The sequence below is a fragment of the Azospirillum sp. NS33 genome (assembly GCF_059703765.1).
Map to the genome: position 1 here is coordinate 1 of NZ_BAAKJB010000009.1, position 25,203 is coordinate 25,203.

A 25,203-nucleotide genomic window follows, 5' to 3' on the forward strand; every position below is an offset into this window, starting at 1 on the left:
GGGGGCGGACACCGTCGAGGCGGCCCGCCGCGCCGTCGACTGGCACCGCCCCCGCGGCCAGGGCGGCGCGGTCGGCCTCCGCCGCGGCGGCCAGGGCGGCGCGCTCCTCGTCGCCGAGCACCGCCACGGCGCCGCGCTGCGCCTCCAGGGCGTCCAGCGCCCGCAGCTCGGCGGCGCAACGCTCGTGCGCCGCCACCGACAGGCGCGAATAGACCTCGGTGCCGGTCAACAGCTCCAGCAGGGCCGAGCGCTCGCGCGCCGGCGCCTTCAGAAAGGTGGCGAAATCGCCCTGGGCCAGCAGCACCGACCGCCGGAACTGGTCGAAGCTGAGGCCGAGCCGGGCGCGGATCTCGGCCAGCACCTGGGTCTTGCCGTCGCCGTAGCGCGCCGCTCCGTCCAGGGAGGTCAACGCCATCTCCTGCTTCTGCAGGCGGCCCCGCGCCTTCAGCCCGGCGCGGCGGATCGTCCAGCGGGCGCGGTAGGCGGCGCCGTCGACGCCGACGAAGTCGACCTCGGCCCAGCCGGACCCGGCGCCGCGGCGCAGCACGGCGCGGACGTCGGTGGAGCGCAGGGCGTCGGGATCGCCGTCGCGCCCCAGCAGCACCCCCTGCCCGTCCGGCAGCCGCGGCATGGTGTCGAACAGGGCGAGGCACAGGGCGTCGAGGATCGTGCTCTTGCCGGCCCCGGTGGGGCCGGTGATGGCGAAGAGGCCGGCGCGGCGCAGCGGCGGGGCCGCGAGCTCCACGGCGAAGGGGCCGGCGAGGCTGGCGAGATCGGCGCCACGGATGGCCAGAATCCTCATGCGGCCTCCCCCTCCACGCTCTCCAGCAGCTCGTGGAAGGCGGCGAGCAGGGCGGGGTCGGGATCGCCCTCGTGCTGGCGGCGGTAGGCCAGGCGGAACACCTCGTCGGGCTTCAGGGCGGACAGCTCCACGCCGGGCGCGCTCTCGGCCAGGGCGTCGCCGCTGCCGGTGAGGCGGGCGGCCAGCTTCAACAGGCGCACCGGCCGCCCGGCCAGCACCGCCTCGACCTCGTCGCGCAGCGCCGGGCGCGGCGCGTCCAGGGCCACCGCCACCTCCAGGTACGGCCAGTCCTCCGGCGCCAGCGCCTCGTCGAGGGCGAGGGCGAGGGCGCGCAAGGCGGCCAGCGCCTCGTCGGGCGGCGCGAAGCGGCCGCCCCCCGGCACGCGGTGGATGGCCACCCGGCGGGGCACCCGCAGGGCCTGCCAGCCGGCGAGCCGGCCCTGGGCGAACTCGGCCAGCACCACCTGGTGGGGGTAGTGCTCCTCGTCCAGCGCCAGCGGGATCGGCGAGCCGCTGTAGCGCACCGCCTCGCGCTCGCCGACACCCTGCGGCCGGTGCAGGTGGCCGAGCGCCACATAGGCGGCGTCCTCGGGGAAGATGTCCACGGGCAGGGCGTGCAGGTTGCCGCCGAGGATCTTGCGCTCGCTGAGGTCGGACAGGGCGCCGCCGTGCATGTAGCAGTGGCCGGTGAGGATCAGCGCCTCCCCCGCCCCGCACGCCGCGCGGCCCGCGGCGGCGGCGGCGGCGTAGAGGCGGCGCACCCCCTCGACCAGGGGATCGAGCCCCTCCTCCTCCGTCACCGCCGGCAGGTCGGCGGGGCGCAGGTAGGGGACGGCGACGCAGCGCGCCGCCACCGCGCCGCCCGGCCCGCGCAGGGGGATGACGCGGTGGGCGATCCCCTGCCCGTCCGCCACCGGGCCGCCGACGACGTGGACCCCCAGCTCGGTCAGCAGCGGCGACGGCGCCTCCAGCCGGCTGCCGCTGTCGTGGTTGCCGGCCAGCACGACGATGTCGAGGTCGGGGAGCCGCCGCTTGGCCTGCGCGACGAACCGGTAGAACTGGGCCAGCGCCGGGATCGGCGGGTTCTGCCCGTCGAACACGTCGCCCGCCACCACCAGGGCGTCCACCGCATGCTCGTCCATGCGGTCGAGCAGCCAGTCGAGGAAGTGCTGGTGCTCGCGGCTGCGGGCGACGCCGTGCAGCGTCTGGCCGAGATGCCAGTCGGCGGTGTGGATGAGACGCATGGGGCCAAGGGGGCAAGGTGCGGGGCGGCAAAGTGTACGCGCCCCGCGGCGCGGCGCGCAACGCCGCCCCACAGCTTCGGCCTCCGACTTCAAGTACCCTTTAGCCCGACTCATTCATGAGGGTATGCGGGAGCGGACGTTTTGGGCGAGCTGATGTGTGGCACCGGAGGGGCGTTGTGGCGGTATCATTTGTTTCGAGGAGGGGCCTCCTGACAGCTTGACGGTTTACTGAAGCTCCATCACCTGAATGATCTTTCTTTGAACACGGCAAGCTTGCGGCCGCTCGGGTTCCACGGAAACCCACTGATCCGGCCCCCGACCCAGCTATCGCAGTCGACCATGCCTTCAAACTCGTCAAGCTTTACCTACGGCTCTTTTCTGGTCCAGATGACGGTCATTCCATCCCTTGCTGAAATCACTGCCTTCGTCGATGGTGACGAGTTCGAAGCGTTTGTCCCACTCGGTCCCGCTGGCCCTGAGGCTTATCAGCCGGGGGTCTTCGCATTCCACGGAATATCGCGAGTACTTGTCACCGTTGTGCGTCTGCGACGATAGAGTGATGCTCCCGCCCCAAGGGGGATGGTGTCGAAGCCCGCGTAGAAGGCCTCCCGAAACCAGAGGCCGCGAAGCTTTTTTGGGATTGGTGATGATGGCCCAAATCTGCTCTATGCTGACATCGACGTTCGCGTGAACAGTGATCTTAGAGCTGCTCGCTTCTTGTAATCCTTCACTCAAGAACTCTCGATGTACCGAACCAAAGCGATGCGGTCATATGGTCGGACGTGATCGCCGTTCCGCTTCAAGACCTCCAAGATCTCGCAGCGCATGTTTATCTTCAATGCCGCCTTCTTGCGAGCTTCCTCCTTGCTCGCGTGCTTCTTGGGATCGTACATGTATCCGATGACCTCGTCGGTCTCGAGAGTAGAACCGACCGTGAGCTCGGTTATCCCGTTAGCATCCGGCAACAGCACAAGTTCGCCGCCATCTGAATAGATGTCGTAGTACATCGGGACGCCGGTATCATTCTGCCAATGGAACGCGCCGTATCGGGCATATTCCTCGCACAAGTTCTCGAAGTATCGGAACGAGCGGGTGACCGCGGACATGTAGGAGGCGCGGTGCTCTTCTGGCTCCTTGGGGCGGCGGTGATCTCGCCCAAAGAATCTGGAGACCGCTTTGCCGAAAGTCCCGCTATGGTCGGGATGGAAATATCGGAAGATGATCTCGACGTCGCACTCGGTACGTGAAACCTGCACGAACCGCACGTCGACGAAATGACTCTCGCCACTCTGATTCGTGTAGTAGATACGCAGATACTCACCCTGTTTTCCCTCAATGATCACGGCCTCGTTCTTTGATCCGTCGTACTGGTCCTTCTTGCGGTGCGGGACCGTGGAGCCGGGGCCGAAGTTTTTGGGAAGGCGAGTGAACAGGTATCCGAGACGAGCGTTCTCAATCCACACCTGCCAGAGTTCGCTGCGGGTCAGGACATGCCAGACTTGTGCCTTCGTGGCCCGAATGGTCCCTCTGGCCACATAGGGATACTCGAGCCATGTATTGAAGATCTGCCGATGCCGAGACACGTCGATGCGGTCTGGATAGGAGTCGCCGACGTAGCTCCCATAGGACCGCGGTTCGTTCGAGTAGGCAGACTTGGGGTCGATCATCGTTCACTCCTCAGAGTGTCGGGGCAGGAAGCGAAGGCCGAGTTCACTGAAGCTCCATTACCTGGATGCTTTTGTCCTTGAATACCGCAAGCTTGCGGCCTTCCGGGCTCCACGGAGACCCGCTGATCCGCCCCCCGACCCAGTTGTCTTGGTCCAACATGCCTGCGAAATCGGCGAGCTTCTCCGACAGATTCCCGCTTGCCCAAATGATGGTCTTTCCATCCTTTGCTGAGGTTGCGAGCCGTTGGCCATCCGGGCTGAAATGAACGGCGACCACCGCGCCTCGATGTCCAAGTAAGGAACTCAAAGTGTTAGTGGCGAAGTCCCAGACGAACACTGTCTGGTCGTTTCCACCCATCGCGACGTAGCGCCCGTCAGCACTCCAGTCGATTGCTTGGACATATTGATTTCGGTCAATCGGCGTATGGAACAGCGTCTGTCCTGTCGCCGCGTCGACGACAACAAGCCCATAGGGGCGGTTGTACCCTTCCGTATGATAGGTCGTGGCGTAGATGTCCCGGGTCGGGTGCCATCCCAGGCACGCGGCCATGTTCCCGGAGCCGACGTTGGGCTTATGCAGCGAGAAGTCGACCTCGTCTGAATCTGATTGAAGGTCGATGGTGCCGACAACCCCGTCTACGAATCCCGAGATGCCGAGATAGCGGCCAGTCGATGACCAGCGAACATGCGTCGTGGGCCAGATGTGGCCGATGTTCTTCACGCAGATCGTCTTGCTGGGCGTGCGATCCCGTGCATCATCGAACAAGAACACACGTGTTCCATAGAACTTCAGATTCTCTCTAAATCCCTTATGTCCAATCAGAAAGGAGTCGTTTCGTTCATAGGCGTCTCCCGTATGAATATATCCACGGCGCCTCGGCGAGGTGACCACCCTGTTCCAGTCTCTATGAAACGAGTATTCGGCTTCGTCCGACGAGTGCAGTTTCGTATGATAACTGTCGTCGACCCACGCACGAAACGTGTTGCCAACAACCACAACGTTGTTGAACAGCTGCGTGCAGCCGAGATCCGTAATCATTCGGCCTCGCCATCCAGGGACGGAAAACGCCTTGCTCACCGACCCAGACTTCAAGTTGATTGAGTACACCGCTTCGATCATACCAGTGAAGAGCGTCGTATCGTCGAGCCATGCGAGCGTCAGCGGCGGCGGCTCTCTTCCTCCGTTCCCGTACTTCAAGCCAGCGATCTGAGCCGTAGTCCGGGGGGCGATAACCTCTGACCAGCGTTCTGAAGCAGAGGGCTTGGGCAGAATTGGACCATGATAAATGGAAGGAACAACAAAATCGTTGTTCTTGGCTTCTATACCCGCAATCATTCTACCCCTCCCTGCGCACAAGTAAATACCAACAGGATATAAGAATAGTATTGATTATTTCATGACATAGACAACAGCATTGGAATCGATCCCTCAACCTGGCATGCATTTAGGCAAGGAGGAGGGACGCTGGCGTCTCTCAGGACGCCCGAGGTCAGCTTTTCTCGCTCGCGCAACGTGCGCACTGGGTCGGTCTTAAAGTCCGGGCCGAAAGGCCCCATTCCTGTGCTCACCACGCCTCTCCAGATCTGTCCTGGCCGTTCCTCCCCGCGCACTCAGATTTGGGCATCCTGACTATTCGTGCAATCGATTTTGTCGCACCACAGCATGCATACGCCATCGCTCGCCGTCGGACGCCTTGCTGGCTTGGCGATGACCAAAGCGCGTTGAAACCATCTTGCGAGCCGTCTGAGAATGGGCTATCTTTCCTTCGCGCGTCGCGAGCGCCGCCTTCTGCCGAGCGAAATCGCCTTATACGGGTACTGAGGCATCGACCGTCTCCATCCGGTCGGCGATCAAACGGCAGGCGCTGACCGTCGATATGGAGATCGACGATGCGATACGCCATCAATCTCGAAAACCTCAAGCTCGTGAAGAATGCCGCGCATGCGGCCTTGCCGGGGGTTGGCTCGTCCCACCTCTCAGAGGCGCTGGCCGCGGGCTTCGGCTACAAGACCAATGCGGCGTTCCGCGTCGCGTTGAAGGACGGCACCAGCATGCTGGGCTTCGACGACGGTGCCGCCGCCGCCAGGCTGAGTGCGGTGGGAGCGGCAGCAACCTATCCAACCGGCCTGCTGGAATCGGTCGTCTCGGCCATTCCTGGAATTCAGAAACGTCCTTCCGACCCTCTGGAGCGACTGCGGGCCGCCGTCGACAGGATGCCCAGGCTCACCTACACCGGCATCTCGGAGGGCGTCGGCCGGTTCGCCCATCACCAGACGCAGGAGTCGTTCGACAGGGGGCGCCGTGAGTTGAGCTCGCCCGGAGCTCTCGAAGAGTTCGTTGCAGCTGAAGAGTGGCTGGCCCGGTGCGGCAGACGCTCGAAGCCCTTCCGCCGGATGTCGAGCTACGGGTTCAAGCATCGGGTGGAGGAGCGAGCCAGCAAACTCGGCCTGGAACATGGCAGCTACGTGGCCAATGGGGCGTTCATCGCCGCCGCCGTGTCGTGCGGCTTCGACGTTTATCCCATCGACGGCGGTCCCAACGCGCACCTGAACATTGAAACGATACCAACCACGCACGAGGGCGTCTCCGAAGTCCTGAGCCGCCATGAGACTTATGAGTCAGTGGCGGCCGCACACAAGGAAGGCCTGGTCGGCGCCGCGAACCATTGCCGCTCCTCAAAGGGCACCATCGACCAGCACGGGCGCCGCCGAACCATCGCTGACACGGCGTTCAAAATGCGCCTGAAGTCGGTCCGCCTGGTCGGCGACCATCTTGAGGTGACCGCGTGGAACTGGTCCGCGAAGCTGAAGGTGGGTGTCGACGAACGGACCGGGCTGCTCAGGGCCCTTGCCATGCCCGCCGTCATCCGGGGAGACATCGACGCCTTTGCGAGCTGGATCACCAAGATGGGACCAGAACTCGCAGTGGCATTGGACGCGCATCGTGTCAGCGTGCAGGCAAACGGAAAGGGGACGGTGATGAAGAAGGACGAGGACGCGCTCTGCCGGGTTTTCGCCGAGGGACTGCGCACCGAACCCGGACTGGTCGCGTGGTTGCTGTCGCAGACGAAGTTCCGGGACGTTGCCCACCGCGCCCGTCTCCTGCACGAGGAGCAGGTCTGCGCGCGGCCGCATGTCCTGCCCGAGCGGTGGTGGCGGCACTGGTGGTGGAAGGTCGCGACGCTGGGAAAGGAGCGCGAGACCGATGTCTTCCTCGTCTTCCAGGACGACGAGACCGGCCTGCGGTTCGCGTTGCACGTCGAGTGCAAGGTTGCTGCGGCGTTCACGCCTGGGCAGGCCGAGTCTTACGCCGTGACCGCGGCGTGGGTGGCCGCGCAGGATCATCGCGTGCCGCACACCGACTGGCAGACGGTGCTGATGGCGCCTCGGGCGTACCGGGTGCGTCGACCGGAGGATTGCAGCCACTTCGACGTTTTCGTAGCCCATGAGGAGGTCGGCGCGCTGCTGCCCGAGTTCCGGCAGGCCATGGCCTGACCTGGGTGGCCGCGAGGCTCGAGCCGCGTTCCCGGCTCGAGCCCCGTGTGCCGCATCATGATGCCCGCCCGCCTGTTCGACTGACCCGCTGCGGACCCATCGAAGGTGCGGTGCTTTCGCCGAGTGCTTGGCCGATATCTTGGACTTGGCTTGAGGACTCATCTCCGTGATTGCATGGCGGACGGGCTCCACAAGCAGCAGCACGAGGGCGTCCGACGTGTGGTGGCCGCCGTCGAAGGCGGCGTGGACCGACTTGCAACCAATGGATGAAACACCTGGCAGAATGCCGGTACCTTCCGCTGTGGCGGGCGCGAACTCCGATGATCCGTAGTGGCTTTATTTCAGCACAAAAACCATATAAAAATCAGTAGCTTGTGTCGCACCCGCCGCCCTCAAGCTCGCGCCTGAGGAACATTCCGGGTTAGACCGCGTCGCGGTGGCAGGCGATGCAGGTGCCCAGCACCTCGTCCATGGGCAGGGACCACCAGCGGTTGGAGAAGATCTCCACCTCCGAGAAGCCGGCAAAGCCGGCGTCCTCGACCCAGCCGCGGATGCGCGGGATGTCGATCACCCCGTCGCCCATCATGCCGCGGTCCAGCAGCAGGTCGGTGGTGGGAACCAGCCAGTCGCAGACGTGGAAGGCCAGCAGGCGGTCGCCCCCGGCGCGCTGGATCTGAGCCTCCAGCGCGCCGTCCCACCACACGTGGTAGACGTCGACCGCCACGCCGAGCGCCCCGGTCCGCCCGGGGTCGAGCCGGTCGCACAGGTCGAGGGCATGGCCCATGGTGTTCACGCAGGCGCGGTCGGCGGCGTACATCGGATGCAGCGGCTCGATCGCGAGCGGCATGCCGGCGCCGCGGGCATGCTCCAGCAGTTCGGCAATGCCCTCGGCCACCTGCTCGCGGGCACCGGCCAGGTCCTTGCCGGGGGCCGAGCCGGGGCGGGAGAACTGGGGCAGCCCGCCCACCACCAGCACCAGGCAGGGGGCGCCCAGCGCCACCGCCTCGTCGACGGCGCGGCGGTTGTCGTCGCGCACCTCCGCCCGGCGGTCGGGGTCGGCCGGGAACATGCCGCCGCGGCAGTAGCCGGACAGCGCCAGGCCGGCGTCGCGCACGGCCCGCACCGCGCGCTCCAGCCCGACCGCCGCCACCTGGTCGCGCCAGGGGGAGATGGCGGCGATGCCGTGGCGGGCGCAGGCCTCGGCGATGGCCACGAGGTCGCCCTGCTGGCGCACCGTGGCGGTGTTGATGGAGAGCCAGCGGTGATCGGCGGAGAAGTCGCGCATCGCCCGCCCCCCTCACCCGGCGTCGACGCCGCGCAGCGCCAGCACCGTGCGCATGCGCGCCGCCGCCAGGGCCGGGTCGCGCAGCAGGCCGGCGGCGTCGGCCAGCCGGAACAGCTCGGCCAGGTGTAGGGTCGAGCGGGCGCTCTCCTGCCCGCCGACCATGGTGAAATGGTCCTGATGGCCGTTGAGGTAGGCCATGAACACCACCCCGGTCTTGTAGAAGCGGGTCGGCGCCTTGAAGATGTGGCGCGACAGCGGCACCGTCGGCGCCAGGATGGCGTGGAACGCGTCGCCGTCGCCCGCCGCCAGTTCGGCCAGCGCGGCCGCCGCCGCCGGGGCGATGGCGTCGAAGATGCCGAGCAAGGCGTCGGAATGGTGCGCCCCGTCGCCGGCGATCAGTTCGGCGTAGTTGAAGTCGTCGCCGGTGTACATCCGCACCCCCGGCGCGAGGCGGCGGCGCATGGCGACCTCCTTCTCCTTGTCGAGGAGGGAGATCTTCACCCCGTCCACCTTGGGCGCGAAGTCGTTGATGATGCCGACCGCGGTGTCCATGGCGGCATCAAGGTCGGCGGTGCCCCAGTAGCCGGCGAGCGCGGGGTCGAACATGGCGCCCAGCCAATGCAGGATCACCGGCTCGCGCACCTGGGAGAGGATGCGGGCGTAGACCCGGACGTAGTCGTCCGGCCCCGTGGCGACCCGGGCCAGCGCCCGCGACGCCATCAGGATGATGCGCCCGCCCATCGCCTCGACCGCGCCGACCTGCTCCTCGTAGGCGCGGATCACGTCGTCGACCGAGCGCGCGTCCTCCGGGGCGAGGTGGTCGGTGCCGGCGCCGCTGGCGACCACGCCGCCGCGCGGCTTGGCGGCGGCCAGGGAACGCCGGATCAGCTCCTGCGAGGCCGCCCAGTCCAGGCCCATGCCGCGCTGGGCGGTGTCCATCGCCTCGGCGACGCCGAAGCCGAGGTCCCAGAGGTGCTCGCGGAACGCGATGGTGCGGTCCCAGTCGATGGCCGCCCCCACCCAGGGGTCCACGTCGGCCAGCGGGTCGGCCACGGTGTGGGCGGCGGCGAAGGCAACGCGGTTGAGCGGCGCCTCGGTGCGGGTGGGGAAGCCGCGCGGTGGCGCCAGCCGGTAGGTTTCCAGGCTGCGGTCGGGGCGCGGCAGGCGGAGCGCGATGTCCATGGCGGGTCCTCCGGTCACAGGCTCAGGGCCGGGACGTCGACCCAGCGCCGGCCGCGCCAGCTCTCCAGCGCGCACTCCACGAGCTGCACGCCCTTGGCGCCCTCCAGCAGGCCCCAGTGGTAGGGGGCGTCCTCCACCACATGGCGGATGAACATCTCCCACTGCACCTTGAAGCCGTTGTCGTAGACCGCGTTGTCGGGCACCGGCTGCCAGGTCTCGTAGAAGTCGATGCCCTGCTTCTCGTCGGGGTTCCACACCGGGCGCGGCGTGCCCTGGCGGGGCTGGATCACGCAGTCGGAGAGCCCGGCCACGGCGGAGCCGTGGGTGCCGTCGACGTGGAAGGTGACGAGGTCGTCGCGGTGGACCCGGGTCGCCCAGGACGAGTTGATCTGGGCGATCACCCCGCCCTCCAGCTCGAAGGTGGCGTAGGCGGCGTCGTCGGCGGTGGCGTCGTAGCGTCGCCCCTGCTCGTCCCAACGCTCCGGGATGTGGGTGGCGCCCAGGCAGGACAGGCTCTTGACCTCGCCGAACAGGTTGTCCAGCACGTAGCGCCAGTGGCAGATCATGTCGAGGATGATGCCGCCGCCGTCCTCGGTCCGGTAATTCCAGGACGGCCGCTGGCCGGGCTGCCAGTCGCCCTCGAACACCCAATAGCCGAACTCGCCGCGCACCGACAGCATGCGCCCGAAGAACCCGCTGTCGCGCAGCATCCGCAGCTTCTGCAGGCCGGGCAGGAACAGCTTGTCCTGCACCGTGCCGTTCTTCACCCCGGCGTCCCGGGCCAGCCGGGCGATGCGCAGCGCCTCCCCCAGGCTGGTGGCGATGGGCTTCTCGCAGTAGACGTGCTTGCCGGCGCGGATCGCCATCTCCAGCAGGGTCGGCCGCATCTGGGTGGTGCCGGCGTCGAAGAAGACGGCGTCGTCCGGGTTGGCGAGCGCCCCCTCCAGGTCGTCGCTCCAGCGCTCCACCCCGTGGCGCTGGGCCAGCTCGCGCACCTTGTCGGCGTTGCGGCCGACCAGGATGGGGTCGGGCACGACGCGCGAGCCGTCGCTCAGGGTCACGCCGCCCTGGGCGCGGATCGCCAGGATCGAGCGGATGAGGTGCTGGTTCATGCCCATGCGGCCGGTGACGCCGTGCATGATGATCCCGAGTCGACGCTGAGCCATGTCTCCACCCCTGTTGGTTCGTTGATCGGTGACGCGTTAGTAAGTAACTGGTTAGTTACACCGTGACGGGGTCGCCGTCAACGGTGGCCCTTGCGGCGGCCCTTAGGGGCGGCCCCTAGGGGCGGCCCTCGCGGCGGCCATCGACGCCCGTCACCCGGCGCCGGCGAGCGCCGCCAGCGACTCCGTGACAGGATGCGCGGCGCTGGCGAAACCCGGCCCCCACAGGGAGCCGAGCGCGATCCGCCCGCCGGCGATGGCGAGGCGCACCCGCCCGCCCGTAAGGCCGTAGAGATCGGGATGCCCGGTGAGGAAGGCGCGGGCCTCCACCTCCGGGGCGTCGCCGAACCCGTCGACGTAGTGGTGGCCGTTGCGCTCCACATGGGTCAGGCCGAGCAGGCCGACCAGCGCCAGGTCCTGCTGCACGCCGAGGCCGGCCTGGGTCGTCAGATCCTCGGCCGAGAGGAAGAAGCGCCCGTCCCCCGCCGCGGCGTTCCAGTGGGCGCAGCGCGCGGCGTTGAGAATCGACTTGTAGAGCCCCTTGCAGGCCTTGCTGGACACCCCGGCGTAGCCGAGGGCGCGGGCCCGGGGAAAGGCGTCCAGCGTGCCGTCGGCCTCGTCGATGATGACCGGCAACCGGGCGGCGAGGGCGGCGATGGGCTCCGCGAAGGTGCGGGCCCGGGCGATCGGCTGCTCGACGAAGGCGGTGGCCGCGGCGAAGCGCCCCAGGCGCGGCTCCTCCTCCACCCGGCGCCACAGCTCCAGGATGCCCTCGGCTGTGGCGTACTGCTCGTTGCCGTCCAGGGTGACGAACAGCGGGTCGGGAACCGTGTCGAGCACGGCGGCGATCCGCCTCAGACGGTCGAGGTCGGCCGCCACCGCGCCGGCCACCTTGACCTTGAAGTGGCGGTGGCCGTAGGTCGCGACCACCTGGTCCAGGCTGTGCGGCAGGCCGTCGGCGACCGCCTGGTCCGGCGCGATCTCGGCCGCGGTGATCGGGTCGACGAGGCCGACGGTGTGACGGGCGGCGATCGACCCGGGCGGCGCCAGCCCGGCCAGAAAGCGGTCGAGGTCGAATCCGGCGAGGTCCGGGGCGTCGTCCATTCCCAGGCCGACGAGGTTGCCGCGCACCAGCGCGGCGACGGAGAGGCCGAGCGCCCGGCCCAGCGCGTCGAGCACCGCCTTGTCCAGCAGCGCCGGGCCGAAGCCGGCCGCCAGCGGCGGCACGCCGGGCCCGGCGCCGGCGGCGCCGTGGCTGCGGGCATGGCCGTAGGCAGTGCGCTCCGCCCCGTCGGCGGGGCAGGCGGCCGCGGCACGGTGCAGCACGCCGCGGAGCTGGTCGACGGTGTCGGCGCTGCTCAGGCCCGGGTCCTTGTCGAACCATTTGGGCACCATCAGCTCCGCCGCCATGCCCTGGGCGGTGCGGCCGTCGGCCAGCCGGATCGTCACGCGGGCGAAGGCCTGGGCGGTCTCGGTCAGGGTCACCACGCCGAAGCGGAAGGGGATGCGCAGGCGCACCGGCCGCTCGTAGAGGGCGACGTCGAGGATGCGGAAGCGGGGGGCGGTCATGGCGTCACCGTGCCGTTGGACGCGGCCTCTGTGTCGAGGGCGTCGAGGATGCCGCGCAGATAGCCGATGCAGCGCGCCGCGACGGCCTCGCCGTCGGGCCGGTAGACGAAGGGCTCCACGCTGATCGCACCGCCGTAGCCGGTGGCGCGCAGCGCGCGCAGCAGCGGCGCGAAGCGGTCGGTGCCCTCGCCGGGACCGCGGCGGTTGCGGTCGTTCACCTGGACATGGGCGACGACACCCCGGGGCACCCAGCGCCGCGCCAGGGCGTCCAGCGGCTCGGCCTCGCCCAGCCCGGCGGCGCTGGCGTCGATCATCGTGCGCAGGGCCGGCACGCCGGTCGCCTCCACCAGGGCCGCGGCCTCCGCCACCGTGTTGGCGAAGGCGTCCTCGTGGCGGCCCAGCGGCTCCAGGCACCAGGTGACGCCATGGCGCCCGGCCCGCTCGGCCACGCCGGCCAGCAGGTCCATGGCGCGGCGGCGGACCACCGCCGGGTCCTCGCCGGGCGGCAGGCGGCGCTGCTGCGGCGAGCCGTGCACCATGATCCGCCCGCCGAGGTCGGCGCACAGCGCGGCGAGATCGTCGAGCACGGCGGCGGTGCGCCGGCGCAGGTCGGGGTCGGGGTCGGTGATCGACAGCCCATCGGGGGTCACCAGCAACCAGTGCAGGCCGACCACGCCCAGCCCCTGCCCTTCCACCGCGGCGCGCAGCCGGCGCCGCTCCGCCGCCGGCAGACGGTGCGGCTCCGGCCCCAGGGTGAAGGGGGCGATCTCCAGCCCGTCGTAGCCGAGCTCCGCCGCCCGCGCCGCCTGGGCCGCGAAGGGCAGGTGCCGCAGCACCTCGTTGCACAGGTTGATCCGCATCGCGCCGCTCCTCAGCGCCCGAAGGCCAGGCTGGCGAGGCGGGAGGCGCCGCGGCGCACCGGCGGCAGGCTCACCAGCAGCATCGCCAGCGTGGTCACCCAGAGGATCATCGACACCGGCCGGGTCAGGAACGGGGCGAGGTCGCCGTCGGCCAGCATCAGGGCGCGGCGCAGGTTCTTGTCCAGCAGGTCGCCCAGGATGATGCCCAGCACCAGCGGGGCCATCGGGTAGTCCATGCGCCGCATGACGTAGCCGATCACCCCGAAGGCCAGCATGACCCAGACGTCGAACAGGCGCTGGGTGATGGCGTAGGGGCCGATGACGCACAGCACGAAGACCACCGGCATCAGCCGCTCGCGCGGGATGCGCAGCACCAGCAGCAGCGGCCGGGTCAGCAGCAGGCCGAAGACGCCCATGGCCAGGGTGGCGAAGACCACCATCCACACCACGCCGTACACGAACTCCGGCTGCTCGATCATGATGGTCGGGCCGGGGCGGATGCCGTGCAGGAACATCGCCGCCAGCAGCACCGCGGCCGGCGCCGAGCCCGGCACCGCCAGGGTGAGCGCCGGGATCAGCGCCCCGGGAATGGCGGCGTTGTTGCCGGTCTCCGCCGCCACCAGCCCCTCCAGCGCACCCTTGCCGAAGCGCTCCTTCTCGGGGCTGGACCGGCGCGCCGCGGCGTAGGACACCCAGGCGCCGATGTCCTCGCCGACCCCGGGGATGATGCCGACGGCGGTGCCGATGACGCCGGAGCGCGCGATGGTGCGGCGGTAGCGCCACAAGGTGGAGAGCTTGGGCAGCACCCGCCCCACGGTCTCGGTCGCCAGCTCCGCCCGGCGCTCGCGCAGCACCGACAGCACCTCGGCGAAGCCGAAGGCGCCGACCAGCGCCGGGATCAGGGCGATGCCGCCGGCCAGGTCGGTGCTGCCGAAGGTGAAGCGGGCGTGGGCGTGGATGCCGTCCTGGCCGACCATCGCCACCAGCAGGCCGAGCACGCCGGCGACCCAGCCCTTCAGCGGATCGTCGAAGGCGGTCATCTTGCCGGCGATGACGATGCCGAACACCGCCAGCCAGAAATACTCGAAGGAGCCGAAGCCCAGCGCGAACTCCGCCAGCAGCGGCGCCACCACCGCCAGCCCCAGCACCCCGACCAGGGTGCCCAGCACCGACGACAGGGTGGCCAGCCCCATGGCCTCGCCGCCGCGGCCCGAGCGGGCCAGCGGGAAGCCGTCCAGGGTGGTGGCGGCGTTGGCCGGCGTGCCGGGGATGTTGAGCAGGATGGCGGTGCGGCTGCCGCCGTAGATGGCGCCGACGTAGCAGCCGATCAGCACCAGGATCGCCTGGTCGGGGTCGAGCGTGTAGGTCAGCGTCGTCAGGAGGGCGATGCCCATGGTGGCGGTGAGGCCGGGCAGCGCGCCGATGACGATGCCGAACAGGGTCGCCAGGGTGACGTTGACCAGGCTTGCCGGAGTCGCCAGCGCGACGAAGGCGTTGCCGAGGGGAATCAGGGAGTCGAGCACGGGGCCTCACGGCATGCGGACGAGGAACAGGTCCTGGAACATCAGGTGGACGCCGACCCCGGTGGCCACCGCCAGGACGGCGGCCACCGCCAGCTTGCGCCACCGCGCCGCTGGCGGGTCCGCCGCGTCCCACTCCAGCGCCGCGGTGAAGGTGAAGACGAAGAGGATGGAGGCCAGCCAGAACGGCAGCCGGCCGACCAGCACCACCGCGTAGGCTCCGCACAGGACCAAGCCGAACCACACCAGCCGGCGGCCCTGCCGGTCCTCGGCCGCGTCGCCGGGGCCGGGGCCGGGGCCACGGTCCGCGGCGGCCGGGGCGGCCGGCCGCAGGGCCAGGCACAGCCCCAGCAGCGTCAGCACCGCCCCGACGGCGCCCGGCACCATGCCCGGCACCGTCCAGGGGTCGACGCTGCGCTCGGGCAGGCGGTCCATGAGGACGGCCGCCACGGTGACGGCCAGGCCGAGGCCGGTGAGAACGACACCGGTGATGCGATCGGCACGCGTCGAGGTCGCGCTCATGCCCGGATCTCCCGCTTCGCCCGCACCGCTCAGGGCTTGGTGATGCCCAGGGTGGCCGGATCGGCCTTGGCCTGGCCACGCTCGACCATGCCGTAGGCCATCTTGCGGATCGACGGCATGGCCGCCGCATAGGCCTCGTCGCCCATCACCACCGCCGGGATCGAGCCCTTCTGGGCACCGTAGGCCGCCAGCGCCTTGGAGTTGACGATGGCGTCGCTCCACACCTTGGACACCGCGTCGACCACCTCCTGGGGCACGCCCTTGGGGATGAAGATGCCGAAGTAGTCGTCGGCCACGGGGTAGCTGGGATAGGCCGCGGTGATGGAGGGGATCTCGCCGAAGCCTTCCAGGGTCAGCGAGCGCCCGCCCAGCACGGCCAGCGGCCGGATCTTGCCGGCGCGGATCATCTCCGCCTGGTCGGCGGCGAGCTGGGTGGTGGCGACGGTCTCGCCGCCGGCGGTGGCGATGGTGGCGGGGTTGCCGCCGTCGTAGGTCACCTGCTTGACCTCGACGCCCAGCGCGTTGGACAGGGCCGCGACCGCGGCGCCGCCCGAGGAGTTGATGCCGGCGGTCGCCACGGTGATCTTGCCGGGCTTGGCCTTCATCGCCTCCACCAGGTCCTTGGTGGACTGGTAGGGGGTGTCGGCGTTGACGCTGAGCACCGAGGTGTTGACCACCGCCAGGAACGGGTGCCAGTCCGTCAGCTTGGTGGCGACGAGGCCGCTGACGCCGTAGGTGCCGACGTCCTTGGCGGCGCCCGACGCCCAGGTGTAGCCGTCGCGCGGGGCGTCCAGCACCGACTGGGTGCCGATCGCGCCCTGGGCCCCGGGCTGGTTCACGATCACGAACGTCTGCCCCAGCTCCTTCTCCAGCTCCACCGCCACGAGGCGGACGATCTGGTCGGTGGAGCCGCCGGCGCCCCACGGCACGACGATGGTCACCGGTTTTTCCGGCGTCCAGTCCGCCGCCGCCGCGGGGGCGGGCTGGAACCCAAGGGTGAGGGCGCCGAACGCGACGGCGGCGCCCAGGGCGAGCACGGATTTCGTCATGATGTCCTCTCCTCCCTCGGCCGATCCATGGGGGTGGCCGAATTGTTTTGTGGGCGCATCATGCGCCCTCCCTTGACCGGCCGTCAACAAGTAAATAACTGGTTAGTTCGCCATCCGGCGGGATCCCGGGCTTGCGGTCGGCCGGCGTCCCCGCCATAGAGGACGGTGAACAGAAGAAAGCAGGCGAGATGCGCGCGAAGAGAGCGACGGCGGCCACCGCCGAGGAGTCCCCGGGTGCACCGGGCGCACCGGTCGCGACAGCGCGCCCGCCGCGCCACCGCCGCTCGGCCGAGGGCACCCGTACGCGCATCCTGGAGGCGGCGCACCGCGAGTTCGCCGCCAAGGGCCTGGAGGGCGCGCGGATCGACGTGATCGCCGACACCGCCGAAGCCAACAAGCGGATGATCTATCACTACTTCGGGGACAAGGAGGGGCTGTACGTCGCGGTCCTGGAGATGGCGTACGAGCGTACGCGCGCGGCCGAGCGCCAGCTCGACCTGGTGCGGCTCGACCCGCGCACGGCGATGCGGCGGCTGGTGGAGTTCACCTTCGACAGCTTCGTCGAGGACCGCACCTTCATCCAGCTGCTGAACACCGAGAACATGCTGGGCGCGCGCTACCTCGCCCGCTCCGGCACGGTCCAGGCGATGCACTCGCCCCTGTTCGGGATGATCTCCGACATCCTGGAGCGGGGGGCGGCCGACGGGGCGTTCCGCCGGGACGTGGACCCCGCCCAGCTCTGGATCTCCATCGTCGGCCTCAGCTACTTCTACTTCTCCAACATCCACACCCTGTCGCTGATCACCGGCCACGCCCTGGAATCGGCGGAGGCCCTGGCGGAGCGCCGGGCCCACGTGGTGGGCATGATCATGGACTTCCTCTGCCCGGTGCACCGCAGCGCCGCGACGGAGGGCGTGCCGCGGGGGTGAGCGTCACTCCACGGTGACCCGCCGGGTCATCTCCACCACGGCCCGGCCGTCGCGGGTCAGGGTGTAGCGCGCGGTGTAGGGGCCGGGCGGCCACCCGCCGTCGGGCTTCCGCCGCCCGGCGAAGGCGAACCAGGAGACCCGGCTGGCGTCGATGGCGCCGTCGTGCTCGAACACCGGCCGCCCGTCCGGGCCGTCGATCCGGAAGCGTTGCCGGTCGCCGGCGAGCACCCCCATGACGTCGGCCCACACCACCAGGGCGCCGGCATCGCGCGCCAGCCGCTCGGCGCCGTAGTCGCCGCGGCGCGCCGCCTCGACCACGGGCTTTGCGGTCGCGACGCCGGCGACGAGGCCCGCCGTGGACTGGTAGGCGAGGGCGTCCGCGGCCGACGCCGTCCACATCGGGTGGCGCGGCCCCTCGCAGCCCGGCGGGTCATCGGGGCCGACGAAGGGATCGACCGGCCTGCCCTCGTGGCGCGCCTCGAAATGGACGTGGGGGAACTCGGTGTTGCCGGACAGGCCGACCAGGCCCAGCGCCTGCCCGGCCTCCACCCGGTCGCCCGCCCTGACCCGCACGCTGCCCCGCCTCATGTGGGCGTACTGGGTCTCCCAGCCGTCGCCATGGACCACCACCACGCTGTTGCCGGCGTCACGGCCGGCCAGGGCCTCGCGACCGATGGTGTGGACGTCGACGTCGTCCATGCCGTCGCGGATGGCGCGCACGGTGCCGGCGGCGGCCGCGAGCACCGGCACGCCCCGCTCCATCGCCGGCAGGTCGGCGATGCGGAAATCGGTGCCCTTGTGCCCGTCGTAGCTCAGCCGGCCGCAGGTGTAGTCGGCGCGGTCCGGCCCGGGGTCCTGGTCCACGTAGTTCTGCACCCAGCAGGTCTGGCCCAGGGTGCAGGTGATCGGGATGTCGAACATCGGCGTCTCCGCGGCCGCCGATGGCGCGCGCAGGGCGACCGCCGCCGGCGTGGCCAGACAAAACAGGGCCAGGGACACGGCCCGGACAAGGTGGCCCATGGCCGATCCTCCCGTCATGGTGCGCGAGGGGCCATGGTGCACACCACTCCCGCCCGTCACAACGGTGTTTTCGAGGGGTTTGTTACGGCCCGGCCCGATCCGTGGTCCGGTCCGTCGCCCGTCCGGCCGCCCGTCCGGCCGCCCGGGTCGCCGCCCAGGCCCTGAGATCGGCCGCCAGGCGCGCGATGACCGGCGCCCAGTCGTTGGGCGCGCCCTGGTGGTAGAGCCGCATCGACGGGTACCAGGGGCTGTCCGTGCGCCCGTTCAGCCAGCGCCAGCAGCCGTCGAAGCGCGACAGCACCCAGACCGGCGTGCCCAGGGCGCCGGCGAGGTGGATGACCGAGGTGTCGACCCCCACCACCAGGTCGAGGTGGCTCATCAACGCCGCGGTGTCGGCGAAATCGCCGACCCCGCCCATCCGGTCCACCAGATCCATGCCCGGCGGTGGGGCCTTGGCCTGGACGGCGGCGTCGTCGCCCTTCTGCAGGCTGTAGAACCGTACGCCCGGCGTGCCGGCCAGGGGCGCCAGCTGGTCCAGCGTGATGGAGCGGCGGCGGTCCACCGCGCTCGCCCCCGGCACCTCCTTGCGCGGATTGCCGGCCCACACCAGGCCGACCCGCAGACCCGGCCCGTCCCCCTCCAGCCGGCGCCGCCACGTTTCAACTTCAGCGACCGGCGGGTGCAGGTAGGGAATCGCGGCGGGGATCGTGTCGAGCCGCGTGCCGAACGCCAGCGGCAGGCTGAGCAGCGGGCAATGGACCTCGAAGGGCGGAAGGTCCGCGCCGTGGGCGACGATGTCGGCCACCCCCTCGCCCCGCATGGGCTCCAGCAGCCGCACCAGCGGCGGCTGCACCTCCAGGACCACCCGTGCGCCGCGCGCCGCCACCAGCGGCGCGTAGCGCACGAAGTGGAGCGTGTCGCCCAGCCCCTGCTCGGCATGCAGCAGGATGGTGCGCCCGGCGATGGCCTCGCCCGCCCATTGCGGCTGCGCGAAGGGGCGCGGCGGCGTTCCCTTGTTGCGCCAGCGCCATTCGTACTGGGCCCAGCCCCGCGCGAAGTCGCCGCTGGCGAGCAGGGCAAGCGACAGGTTCCAGTGGGCGTCGACGTAGTCGCCGTGCAGGGTCACCGCCTGGCGGAAGCTGGCGATGGCGCCATCCAGGTCGCCCCGCGCCTGGAAGGCGTTGCCCATGTTGTAGTAGGCGTGGGGCGGGGCGTTGCCGGGGGCGACGGCGCGGCGGTAGCACTCCATGGCGCCGTCCAGATCGCCCCGGGCCTTCAGGGCGACGCCCAGGTTGATGTAGCCCTCGGGAAAGCCGGGCCGCACCGCCAGGGCGCGGCGGAACGCGGCGACCGCCGGGTCGAGGGCGTCGCGCTCCTTGCGCGCGGCCCCCAGGTTGTTGTGGGCCTCGGCGTAGTCCGGGCGCAGCGCCAAGGCGCGGTGCAGCGCCGCCTCCGCCTCCGCCACCCGGCCCAGCCCGGTCAGCGCGAGCCCATGGTTGTTCCAGGCGTCGGCGTGGCCCGGCGCCAGGCGCTGGGCGCGGCGGTAGAACGGCTCCGCGGCGCCGGCCCGCTCCGATTCCCGCAGGGCGTTGGCGAAGCTGTACCAGCCGTCCGCGTGGTCGGGCCGCAGCGCGACGGCGCGGCGCAGGGTCTGCGCCGCGGCCGCCGGGCGGCGGTGTTCCTTCTGCGCCACGCCGAAGTTGCAACGCAGGTCGGCCCGGTCGGGGTGGAGGCGCACGGCGCGGGCGAAGGCCGCCAGGGTCGCGGCGCCGCCGGCCGGGCCGAGCGCCAGGCCCAGGTTGTTCAAGGCTTCGGCGTGGTCGGGGCAGGCGGCCAGGGCGCGGCGGAACGCCGCCAGGGCCGGCGCCGCCTCGCCAAGGTCGCGCCGCGTCAGGCCGAGATTGTTGATCGCCTCGGCGTTGTCGGGGCCAAGGCGGACGGCGGCGGCAAAGCGGGCGGCGGCCTCCCGACCGGCGCCGGCGGCGCGCAGGGCGTTGCCGATGTTGTAGTGCACCCCGGCGTTGGCCGGGTCGATGATCAGCGCGGTGCGGTAGCAGACGATCGCAGCCGCCACCCTGCCCTGCCCGCGCAGCGCCGCCCCGAGGTTGGCGCGCACGCCGACATGGGCCGGCCGGTGGGCCAGCACCCGGCGGTACAGCGCCTCCGCCTCGGCCAACCGGCCGGCGCGGTGGTGTCGCACCGCCTCCGCCAGCCACCCGTCGATGGCCTGCGGGGCGGCGGCGGGCGTCCGGGGGCCGCGGGCGGGCGCGGGGGCGGGGGAGGGTCTTGCGGCGGCGGGCATGCGCGGCGGGTCTCGGCGATGGCGATGGGCGACTGTGGCAGGGCCGGGGCGGGGATTCAACGACGCTGCGGCGCGCCGCCGCCGCGATTAGACGTCTAATCGCAGGCCGCCGATTAGACGTCTAATCGCCGATCATGGCGTCGAGCTCGTCGCGCAGGTTGCGCAGCTCGTCGCGGTGCGCCTCGTCGAGCGGCACCCCGTCGCGGTCGAGCGCGCGCAGCCGCGACACGGTCTTGCGCAGGGTGCGCAGCAACGGGTCGTAGGGCGGCGGCGCCTCGGCGGCGGCGGCCCGCCCCTCCCGGCGCGCCAGCTTGGCCTGGCGGACCGCCTTGACGGTCAGGTCCTCCGCCGGTCGGCTCCACAGCGCGCGCTGCGCCTCCGGGTCGGCCAGCTCGGCCAGCTCCATGAGCACGGACACCGAGACCCCGCTGCGGGCCGGCGCCTCGTCGAGGATGTCGCCGGGCAGCTTGAGGATGCCCAGCAGCCGGGCGACGTATTCCTGAGACCGGCCGATGAGCACGGCCGCCTGCTCCTGCACCAGGCCCTTGTCCTCGATCAGGCGGCCCAGCGAAACCGCCAGTTCGATGGCGTGGAGGTCGACGCGCTGCACGTTCTCCAGCAGCGCCAGCGCCTGCGGGTCGTCGGTGTCGACCACCAGCGCCGGAATGGTGTCGCGCTCCAGAGACCGGAACGCCCAGTAGCGCCGCTCTCCGGCGACGATGCGGAAGCGGTCGGCCGCCACCTCCTGCACGTTGATGGGCTGCAGCAACCCCCGTTCGGCGATGGAGGCGGCGAGCGTATCAATATCAGCGTGGCGGGCGTCGCGGCGCGGCTGGTCGGGGTTGGGCTCCACCTGCTCGAGGGGCACCTCGCGGTAGCGCAGGCGGCTGGACAGGCCGAACAGCGCGGCGTTGGCCCCGCCTCCCGACGCCCCGCCCGCCCGGGTGAGCGCCTTGCGGAACTGGCCGGTGTTGGAGAGGTCGAGCTTACGCGCCATGGCGCACTCCTTCCTTTGCAAGCTCCAGGAGCGCGTCGGCGATCTCCTGGTAGCTCTCGGCCCCCGCCGAATTCGGATTCACCGCCAGCCCCGGCCGGCCGGCCATGACGCTCTTGGTGTAGTCGGCGGCGCGCCGGACGGGGGAGAACAGGTGGAGGTTCTCCGCGTCGGCCAGCGCGCGCAGCTCGCTCATCACCTGCTCGTCCTGGAGACGGCGCGGGCTGTACATGGTGGGCAGGATGCCGAGCACCTCGAGATGGGGGTTCACGAGTTCCCGCACCCCGGCGATGGTCTCGAACAGCTGCGGGATGCCCATCATCGACAGCAGCTCGGTCTGGGTGGGAATGAGAAGCTGGTCGGCGGCGTTGAGCACCGACACCGTCAGCTCGCCCAGGTGCGGCGGGCAGTCCAGCACGACCACGTCGTAGTGCCCGGCCAGCTGGGCGATCTTGGCGCGCAGGATCAAGGTGCCGTTGGGCTGGCGCAACAGCTCGCGGTCGGTGGCCGCCAGCGAGATCGAGGCGGGCAGCAGGTGGAACGCGCCGTCGCACACCGGCACCACGAATTCGCGCATCGGCCGTGTCGACTTCAGCGCGTGGGTCAGCGTCGCCTTGGCCAGCTCCTGCTCGTGCGGGTCGGTGCCGAGGTGGACGGTGGCGTTGGCCTGGGGGTCGCAGTCGATCAGCAGCACCCGGCACCCGGCCGACGCCAGCAGCCAGGCGACGTTGACGCAGGTCGTGGTCTTGGCCACGCCGCCCTTCTGGTTGGCGGCGCAGAAGACGATCGGCGCCCCCCGCGCCGCCACCGCCGGGATGCCCACCGGCACCGTCCCGTCCTTCAGCGCCGCCGCGACGTTCTGGGGAATCCGCTCGGCCCCGGTTTCCCAGCGCGAGATCTTGGCGCGGTCGTAGCGGCGGTCGAGGCGCTCGTTCAGCCAGGACACCAGCGCCTGCTGGTTCATGCCGCGCTGTTCGCGGTAGCTGCGCAGCTCCTCGCCGGTCATCTCGTGCGGCATGGCGCCCCTCCCATGGTGGCTGTGGCGCCACCTTCGGGCAGGTTGATGGTTGTGTCAACTCTGGTGATGCAAATGTGCTGGCGGCCTGGGTGCCTCGCCGCCGGGCCGTGGTTGACAGGGGCGGCGATTTGCGGGAAGTCAGGGGTGTTGCATCCCGCCCCCGTCCTGCACCGGCCCGCCATGACCCGCGACCAGTCCTTTTCCCTGATCGTCGAGATCCTCGCCCGCACGCTGCGGGACAAGGGACTGGAGCCGCCCGCCATCGCCCCCGGGACGACGCTGCTGGGCGGCCCGCTGGGCATCGACAGCCTCGACCTCGCCACCGTGGTGGTCGAGCTCGAGGAGCGCACCGGCCGGGACCCGTTCCGCGACGGCTTCGTCACCTTCCAGACCGCCGGCGAGCTGGCGGCCCTCTACGCCGACGCGCCGGGCTGACCCCGATGGACCGCCCCGCCGCGCATCTGCTGGACCGGGCGGGCGACCTTCTGGTCGACGGTCGCCCCGTCGATGCCGCGGCGCTGCGCGCCCGGGTCGCCGCCCTGGCCGGACGGCTGGCGGCGGCCGGCTGCCGCCGCGTGGCGGTGGCCGGTGCCGCGGCCGACACCGTGGCGGTGGGCCTGCTGGCCGCGGCGCACGCCGGCGCGGACGCCGTCCTGCTGCGCGGGCCGGCGCCGGGCCGCGACGGGCTGGCGGGGATCGGCGCCGACGCCGTGCTGGGCGACGGCGACGCGTTGGCGCTCCCATCGGCCCCGGCATCGGCCCCGGGGCGGGCCCCGGGGCGTGACGGGACCGGCGGGGCCGGGCGGGGGCCGGCCGAGGTGTGGCTGGCGACCTCGGGCACCACCGGCACGGCCAAGCTGGTGCGTCACACCCTGCCCGCCCTGCTGGGGCGCATCCCCGATGCCCGGGTCGGCGGCGACTCGCGCTGGCTGCTGACCTATCATCCCGCCAGCTTCGCCGGGCTGCAGGTCCTGCTGACGGCGCTGGCGTCCGGCGCCGGGCTGGTGGCCACCACGACGCCGACGGTGGCCGCGCTGGCCGACGCCGCGCGCCGCCACCACCCCCGCTTCGCCAGCGGCACGCCCACCTTCTGGCGGGCCTTCCTCACCGCGCTCGGCGGCGACGCCGCGGCGGTGCCGCTCGCCCGCATCACGCTGGGCGGCGAGACGGCCGACCAGGCCACCCTGGACCGCCTGGCCGCGGCCTGGCCCGCCGCCGCCATCGCCCACATCTACGCCTCGACCGAGGCGGGCGCCCTGTTCGCGGTGAAGGACGGCCGCGCCGGCTTTCCCGCGGCCTGGCTCGACAGCGGCGTCGACGGCTGTGCGCTGCGCATCCGCGACGGCGTGCTGGAGGTGCGCAGCCCGCGCGCCATGCGCGGCTACGCCGGCGCCGCCGCCGTCCCAGCGGGCGCGGCGGACGGCGGGCCCTGGCTGGTGACAGGCGACCGGGTGGAACGGGTCGGCGTGCGCGTGCTGTTCCTCGGCCGCGCCGACAGCACCATCAACGTCGGCGGCGCCAAGGTCCAGCCGGAGGCGGTGGAGGCGGTGCTGCTGGGCCTGCCCATGGTGGCCGACGTCCGCGTCCACGGGCGCCGCAGCCCGATCACCGGCGCGCTGGTGGCGGCCGACGTCGTGCTGGTCCCGGGCAGCGACGAGGGGCAGGCGCGGCGCCTCCTGCTCGACCGCGCGCGGGCCCTGCTGCAGGATCACGAGGTGCCGCGCGTCGTCACCTTCGTGGCGGCGCTGGACACCGGCGGCACCCAGAAGAAGGCGCGGACATGACCGACACCCCCCCGCCACCCGCACCGCGGGGCGCCGGCGCCGCGCCGCGCACCGTGCTCGTCACCGGCGGCAGCCGCGGCATCGGCCTGGCCATCGTCGAGCGGCTGCTGGCCGACGGCTACCGGGTGGCGACCTGCAGCCGCACCCGCAGCGACGCCCTGGAACGGCTGGCGGCGCACCATGGCGGCGCCCGCCTGCGCTGGACCCCCTGCACCGTGGGCGATCCGGCCCAGGAGGAGGCGCTGTTCGCCGACCTCGCGGTGTGGCTGGACGGTGGCGACCTCTATGGCCTGGTCAACAACACCGGGATCGCCGGGGAGGGTGTCCTCGCCACCTTCCCCGCCGTCGACGCCGAGCACCTCATCCAGGTCAACCTCCTGGGCGCCCTCCGGCTCACCCGCCTGGCGCTGCGCCAGATGCTGCGCCAGCGCCCCGGCGGGCGCATCGTCTCGATCAGCTCCATCGTCGCGGCGCGGGGCTACACCGGGCTGGCCGCCTACGCCGCCAGCAAGGCCGGGCTGGAGGGGATGACGCGGGCCCTGGCGCGCGAGGTGGGGCGGCGCCTCATCACCGTCAATGCCGTCGCCCCCGGCTTCGTGGCGACCGCGCTGTCGGCGGGTCTGGGCGAGCGCCAGCGCGCCCAGATCGTCAACCGCACCCCGCTCGGCCGGCTGGCCGAGGCGCCGGAGGTGGCGGCCGCCGTCGCCTTCCTGCTGGGCGACGACGCCCGCTTCATCACCGGCCAGACCCTGGTGGTGGACGGCGGCATCACCTGCTGAGCGCCGGCGCCGCCACGCC

21 protein-coding genes are annotated in these 25,203 nt (G+C 71.1%); 5 read left to right on the forward strand and 16 right to left on the reverse strand.

Annotated elements, in window-relative coordinates; all coding sequences use genetic code 11:
• The 4 genes from AC6H2I_RS10050 to AC6H2I_RS10065 form a co-directional block, all read right to left on the reverse strand.
• Positions 1 to 802 (reverse strand): AAA family ATPase (locus tag AC6H2I_RS10050; RefSeq protein WP_497500480.1); only part of this gene is annotated, 802 nt, incomplete at its 3' end.
• A complete protein-coding gene (locus AC6H2I_RS10055) occupies positions 799 to 2,046 on the reverse strand; it encodes an exonuclease SbcCD subunit D C-terminal domain-containing protein (RefSeq protein ID WP_497500481.1) in 1,248 nt (415 codons plus the stop codon). The genes AC6H2I_RS10055 and AC6H2I_RS10050, both read right to left, overlap by 4 nt.
• A 731-nt stretch (positions 2,047 to 2,777) precedes the next feature.
• Positions 2,778 to 3,713: an SRPBCC family protein gene (locus AC6H2I_RS10060; RefSeq protein ID WP_497500482.1), complete on the reverse strand. Its 936-nt coding sequence runs from the start codon at positions 3,711 to 3,713 to the stop codon at positions 2,778 to 2,780.
• Between the two features lie 43 nt (positions 3,714 to 3,756).
• The gene (locus AC6H2I_RS10065) at positions 3,757 to 5,049 is read right to left on the reverse strand and encodes a WD40 repeat domain-containing protein (RefSeq protein WP_497500483.1); all 1,293 of its coding nucleotides are present in this window, start codon (positions 5,047 to 5,049) and stop codon (positions 3,757 to 3,759) included.
• Between the two features lie 554 nt (positions 5,050 to 5,603).
• On the opposite strand from AC6H2I_RS10065, the gene AC6H2I_RS10070 reads away from it, so the two are divergent.
• Positions 5,604 to 7,208, forward strand: coding sequence for a hypothetical protein (locus AC6H2I_RS10070; RefSeq protein WP_497500485.1), 1,605 nt, complete (start codon positions 5,604 to 5,606; stop codon positions 7,206 to 7,208).
• A gap of 421 nt (positions 7,209 to 7,629) precedes the next feature.
• Here the strand turns inward: AC6H2I_RS10070 and AC6H2I_RS10075 are convergent, their stop codons facing one another.
• The 8 genes from AC6H2I_RS10075 to AC6H2I_RS10110 form a co-directional block, all read right to left on the reverse strand.
• The gene (locus AC6H2I_RS10075; protein ID WP_497500487.1) at positions 7,630 to 8,493 is read right to left on the reverse strand and encodes a sugar phosphate isomerase/epimerase family protein; all 864 of its coding nucleotides are present in this window, start codon (positions 8,491 to 8,493) and stop codon (positions 7,630 to 7,632) included.
• A 12-nt stretch (positions 8,494 to 8,505) separates the two neighbouring features.
• A complete protein-coding gene (locus AC6H2I_RS10080) occupies positions 8,506 to 9,675 on the reverse strand; it encodes a dihydrodipicolinate synthase family protein (protein WP_497500488.1) in 1,170 nt (389 codons plus the stop codon).
• Between the two features lie 14 nt (positions 9,676 to 9,689).
• Positions 9,690 to 10,841: a Gfo/Idh/MocA family protein gene (locus AC6H2I_RS10085; RefSeq protein WP_497500489.1), complete on the reverse strand. Its 1,152-nt coding sequence runs from the start codon at positions 10,839 to 10,841 to the stop codon at positions 9,690 to 9,692.
• A gap of 150 nt (positions 10,842 to 10,991) precedes the next feature.
• Entirely contained in the window at positions 10,992 to 12,407 is a 1,416-nt protein-coding gene (locus AC6H2I_RS10090; RefSeq protein WP_497500490.1) for an enolase-like domain-containing protein, read from the reverse strand.
• On the reverse strand, positions 12,404 to 13,267 hold the full coding sequence (locus tag AC6H2I_RS10095; RefSeq protein WP_497500491.1) for a sugar phosphate isomerase/epimerase family protein: 864 nt from the start codon (positions 13,265 to 13,267) through the stop codon (positions 12,404 to 12,406). Before AC6H2I_RS10095 ends, AC6H2I_RS10090 begins: the two co-directional genes overlap by 4 nt.
• Positions 13,268 to 13,278: 11 nt before the next feature.
• A complete protein-coding gene (locus tag AC6H2I_RS10100) occupies positions 13,279 to 14,790 on the reverse strand; it encodes a tripartite tricarboxylate transporter permease (protein WP_497500492.1) in 1,512 nt (503 codons plus the stop codon).
• Positions 14,791 to 14,796: 6 nt separating this feature from the next.
• Positions 14,797 to 15,309: a tripartite tricarboxylate transporter TctB family protein gene (locus AC6H2I_RS10105; protein ID WP_497500493.1), complete on the reverse strand. Its 513-nt coding sequence runs from the start codon at positions 15,307 to 15,309 to the stop codon at positions 14,797 to 14,799.
• A gap of 29 nt (positions 15,310 to 15,338) precedes the next feature.
• Positions 15,339 to 16,358: a Bug family tripartite tricarboxylate transporter substrate binding protein gene (locus tag AC6H2I_RS10110; RefSeq protein WP_497500494.1), complete on the reverse strand. Its 1,020-nt coding sequence runs from the start codon at positions 16,356 to 16,358 to the stop codon at positions 15,339 to 15,341.
• Between the two features lie 188 nt (positions 16,359 to 16,546).
• Between AC6H2I_RS10110 and AC6H2I_RS10115 the strand changes: the two genes are divergently transcribed.
• Positions 16,547 to 17,287, forward strand: a complete 741-nt coding sequence (locus AC6H2I_RS10115; RefSeq protein WP_497500495.1) for a TetR/AcrR family transcriptional regulator — start codon at positions 16,547 to 16,549, stop codon at positions 17,285 to 17,287.
• Between the two features lie 3 nt (positions 17,288 to 17,290).
• Here AC6H2I_RS10115 and AC6H2I_RS10120 read toward each other — a convergent pair whose 3' ends face one another.
• From AC6H2I_RS10120 to AC6H2I_RS10135, 4 genes are all read right to left on the reverse strand, one after another.
• Positions 17,291 to 18,307 carry a M23 family metallopeptidase gene (locus AC6H2I_RS10120; RefSeq protein ID WP_497500496.1) on the reverse strand — a complete coding sequence of 339 codons (1,017 nt, stop codon included), beginning with the start codon at positions 18,305 to 18,307 and terminating at the stop codon, positions 17,291 to 17,293.
• An 82-nt stretch (positions 18,308 to 18,389) separates the two neighbouring features.
• On the reverse strand, positions 18,390 to 20,609 hold the full coding sequence (locus AC6H2I_RS10125) for a tetratricopeptide repeat protein (protein ID WP_497500497.1): 2,220 nt from the start codon (positions 20,607 to 20,609) through the stop codon (positions 18,390 to 18,392).
• Between the two features lie 121 nt (positions 20,610 to 20,730).
• Positions 20,731 to 21,606, reverse strand: coding sequence for a ParB/RepB/Spo0J family partition protein (locus tag AC6H2I_RS10130; protein ID WP_497500498.1), 876 nt, complete (start codon positions 21,604 to 21,606; stop codon positions 20,731 to 20,733).
• Positions 21,596 to 22,621: an AAA family ATPase gene (locus AC6H2I_RS10135; RefSeq protein WP_497500499.1), complete on the reverse strand. Its 1,026-nt coding sequence runs from the start codon at positions 22,619 to 22,621 to the stop codon at positions 21,596 to 21,598. The genes AC6H2I_RS10130 and AC6H2I_RS10135 overlap by 11 nt, the downstream gene beginning before the upstream one ends.
• Before the next feature lie 144 nt (positions 22,622 to 22,765).
• Between AC6H2I_RS10135 and AC6H2I_RS10140 the strand changes: the two genes are divergently transcribed.
• The 3 genes from AC6H2I_RS10140 to AC6H2I_RS10150 are packed head-to-tail and all read left to right on the forward strand — an operon-like array spanning position 22,766 to position 25,184.
• Entirely contained in the window at positions 22,766 to 23,056 is a 291-nt protein-coding gene (locus tag AC6H2I_RS10140) for an acyl carrier protein (RefSeq protein WP_497500500.1), read from the forward strand.
• A gap of 5 nt (positions 23,057 to 23,061) precedes the next feature.
• Positions 23,062 to 24,405 carry an AMP-binding protein gene (locus tag AC6H2I_RS10145; protein WP_497500501.1) on the forward strand — a complete coding sequence of 448 codons (1,344 nt, stop codon included), beginning with the start codon at positions 23,062 to 23,064 and terminating at the stop codon, positions 24,403 to 24,405.
• On the forward strand, positions 24,402 to 25,184 hold the full coding sequence (locus AC6H2I_RS10150) for an SDR family NAD(P)-dependent oxidoreductase (protein WP_497500502.1): 783 nt from the start codon (positions 24,402 to 24,404) through the stop codon (positions 25,182 to 25,184). Before AC6H2I_RS10145 ends, AC6H2I_RS10150 begins: the two co-directional genes overlap by 4 nt.
• The last annotated feature ends 19 nt before the right edge of the window (positions 25,185 to 25,203 follow it).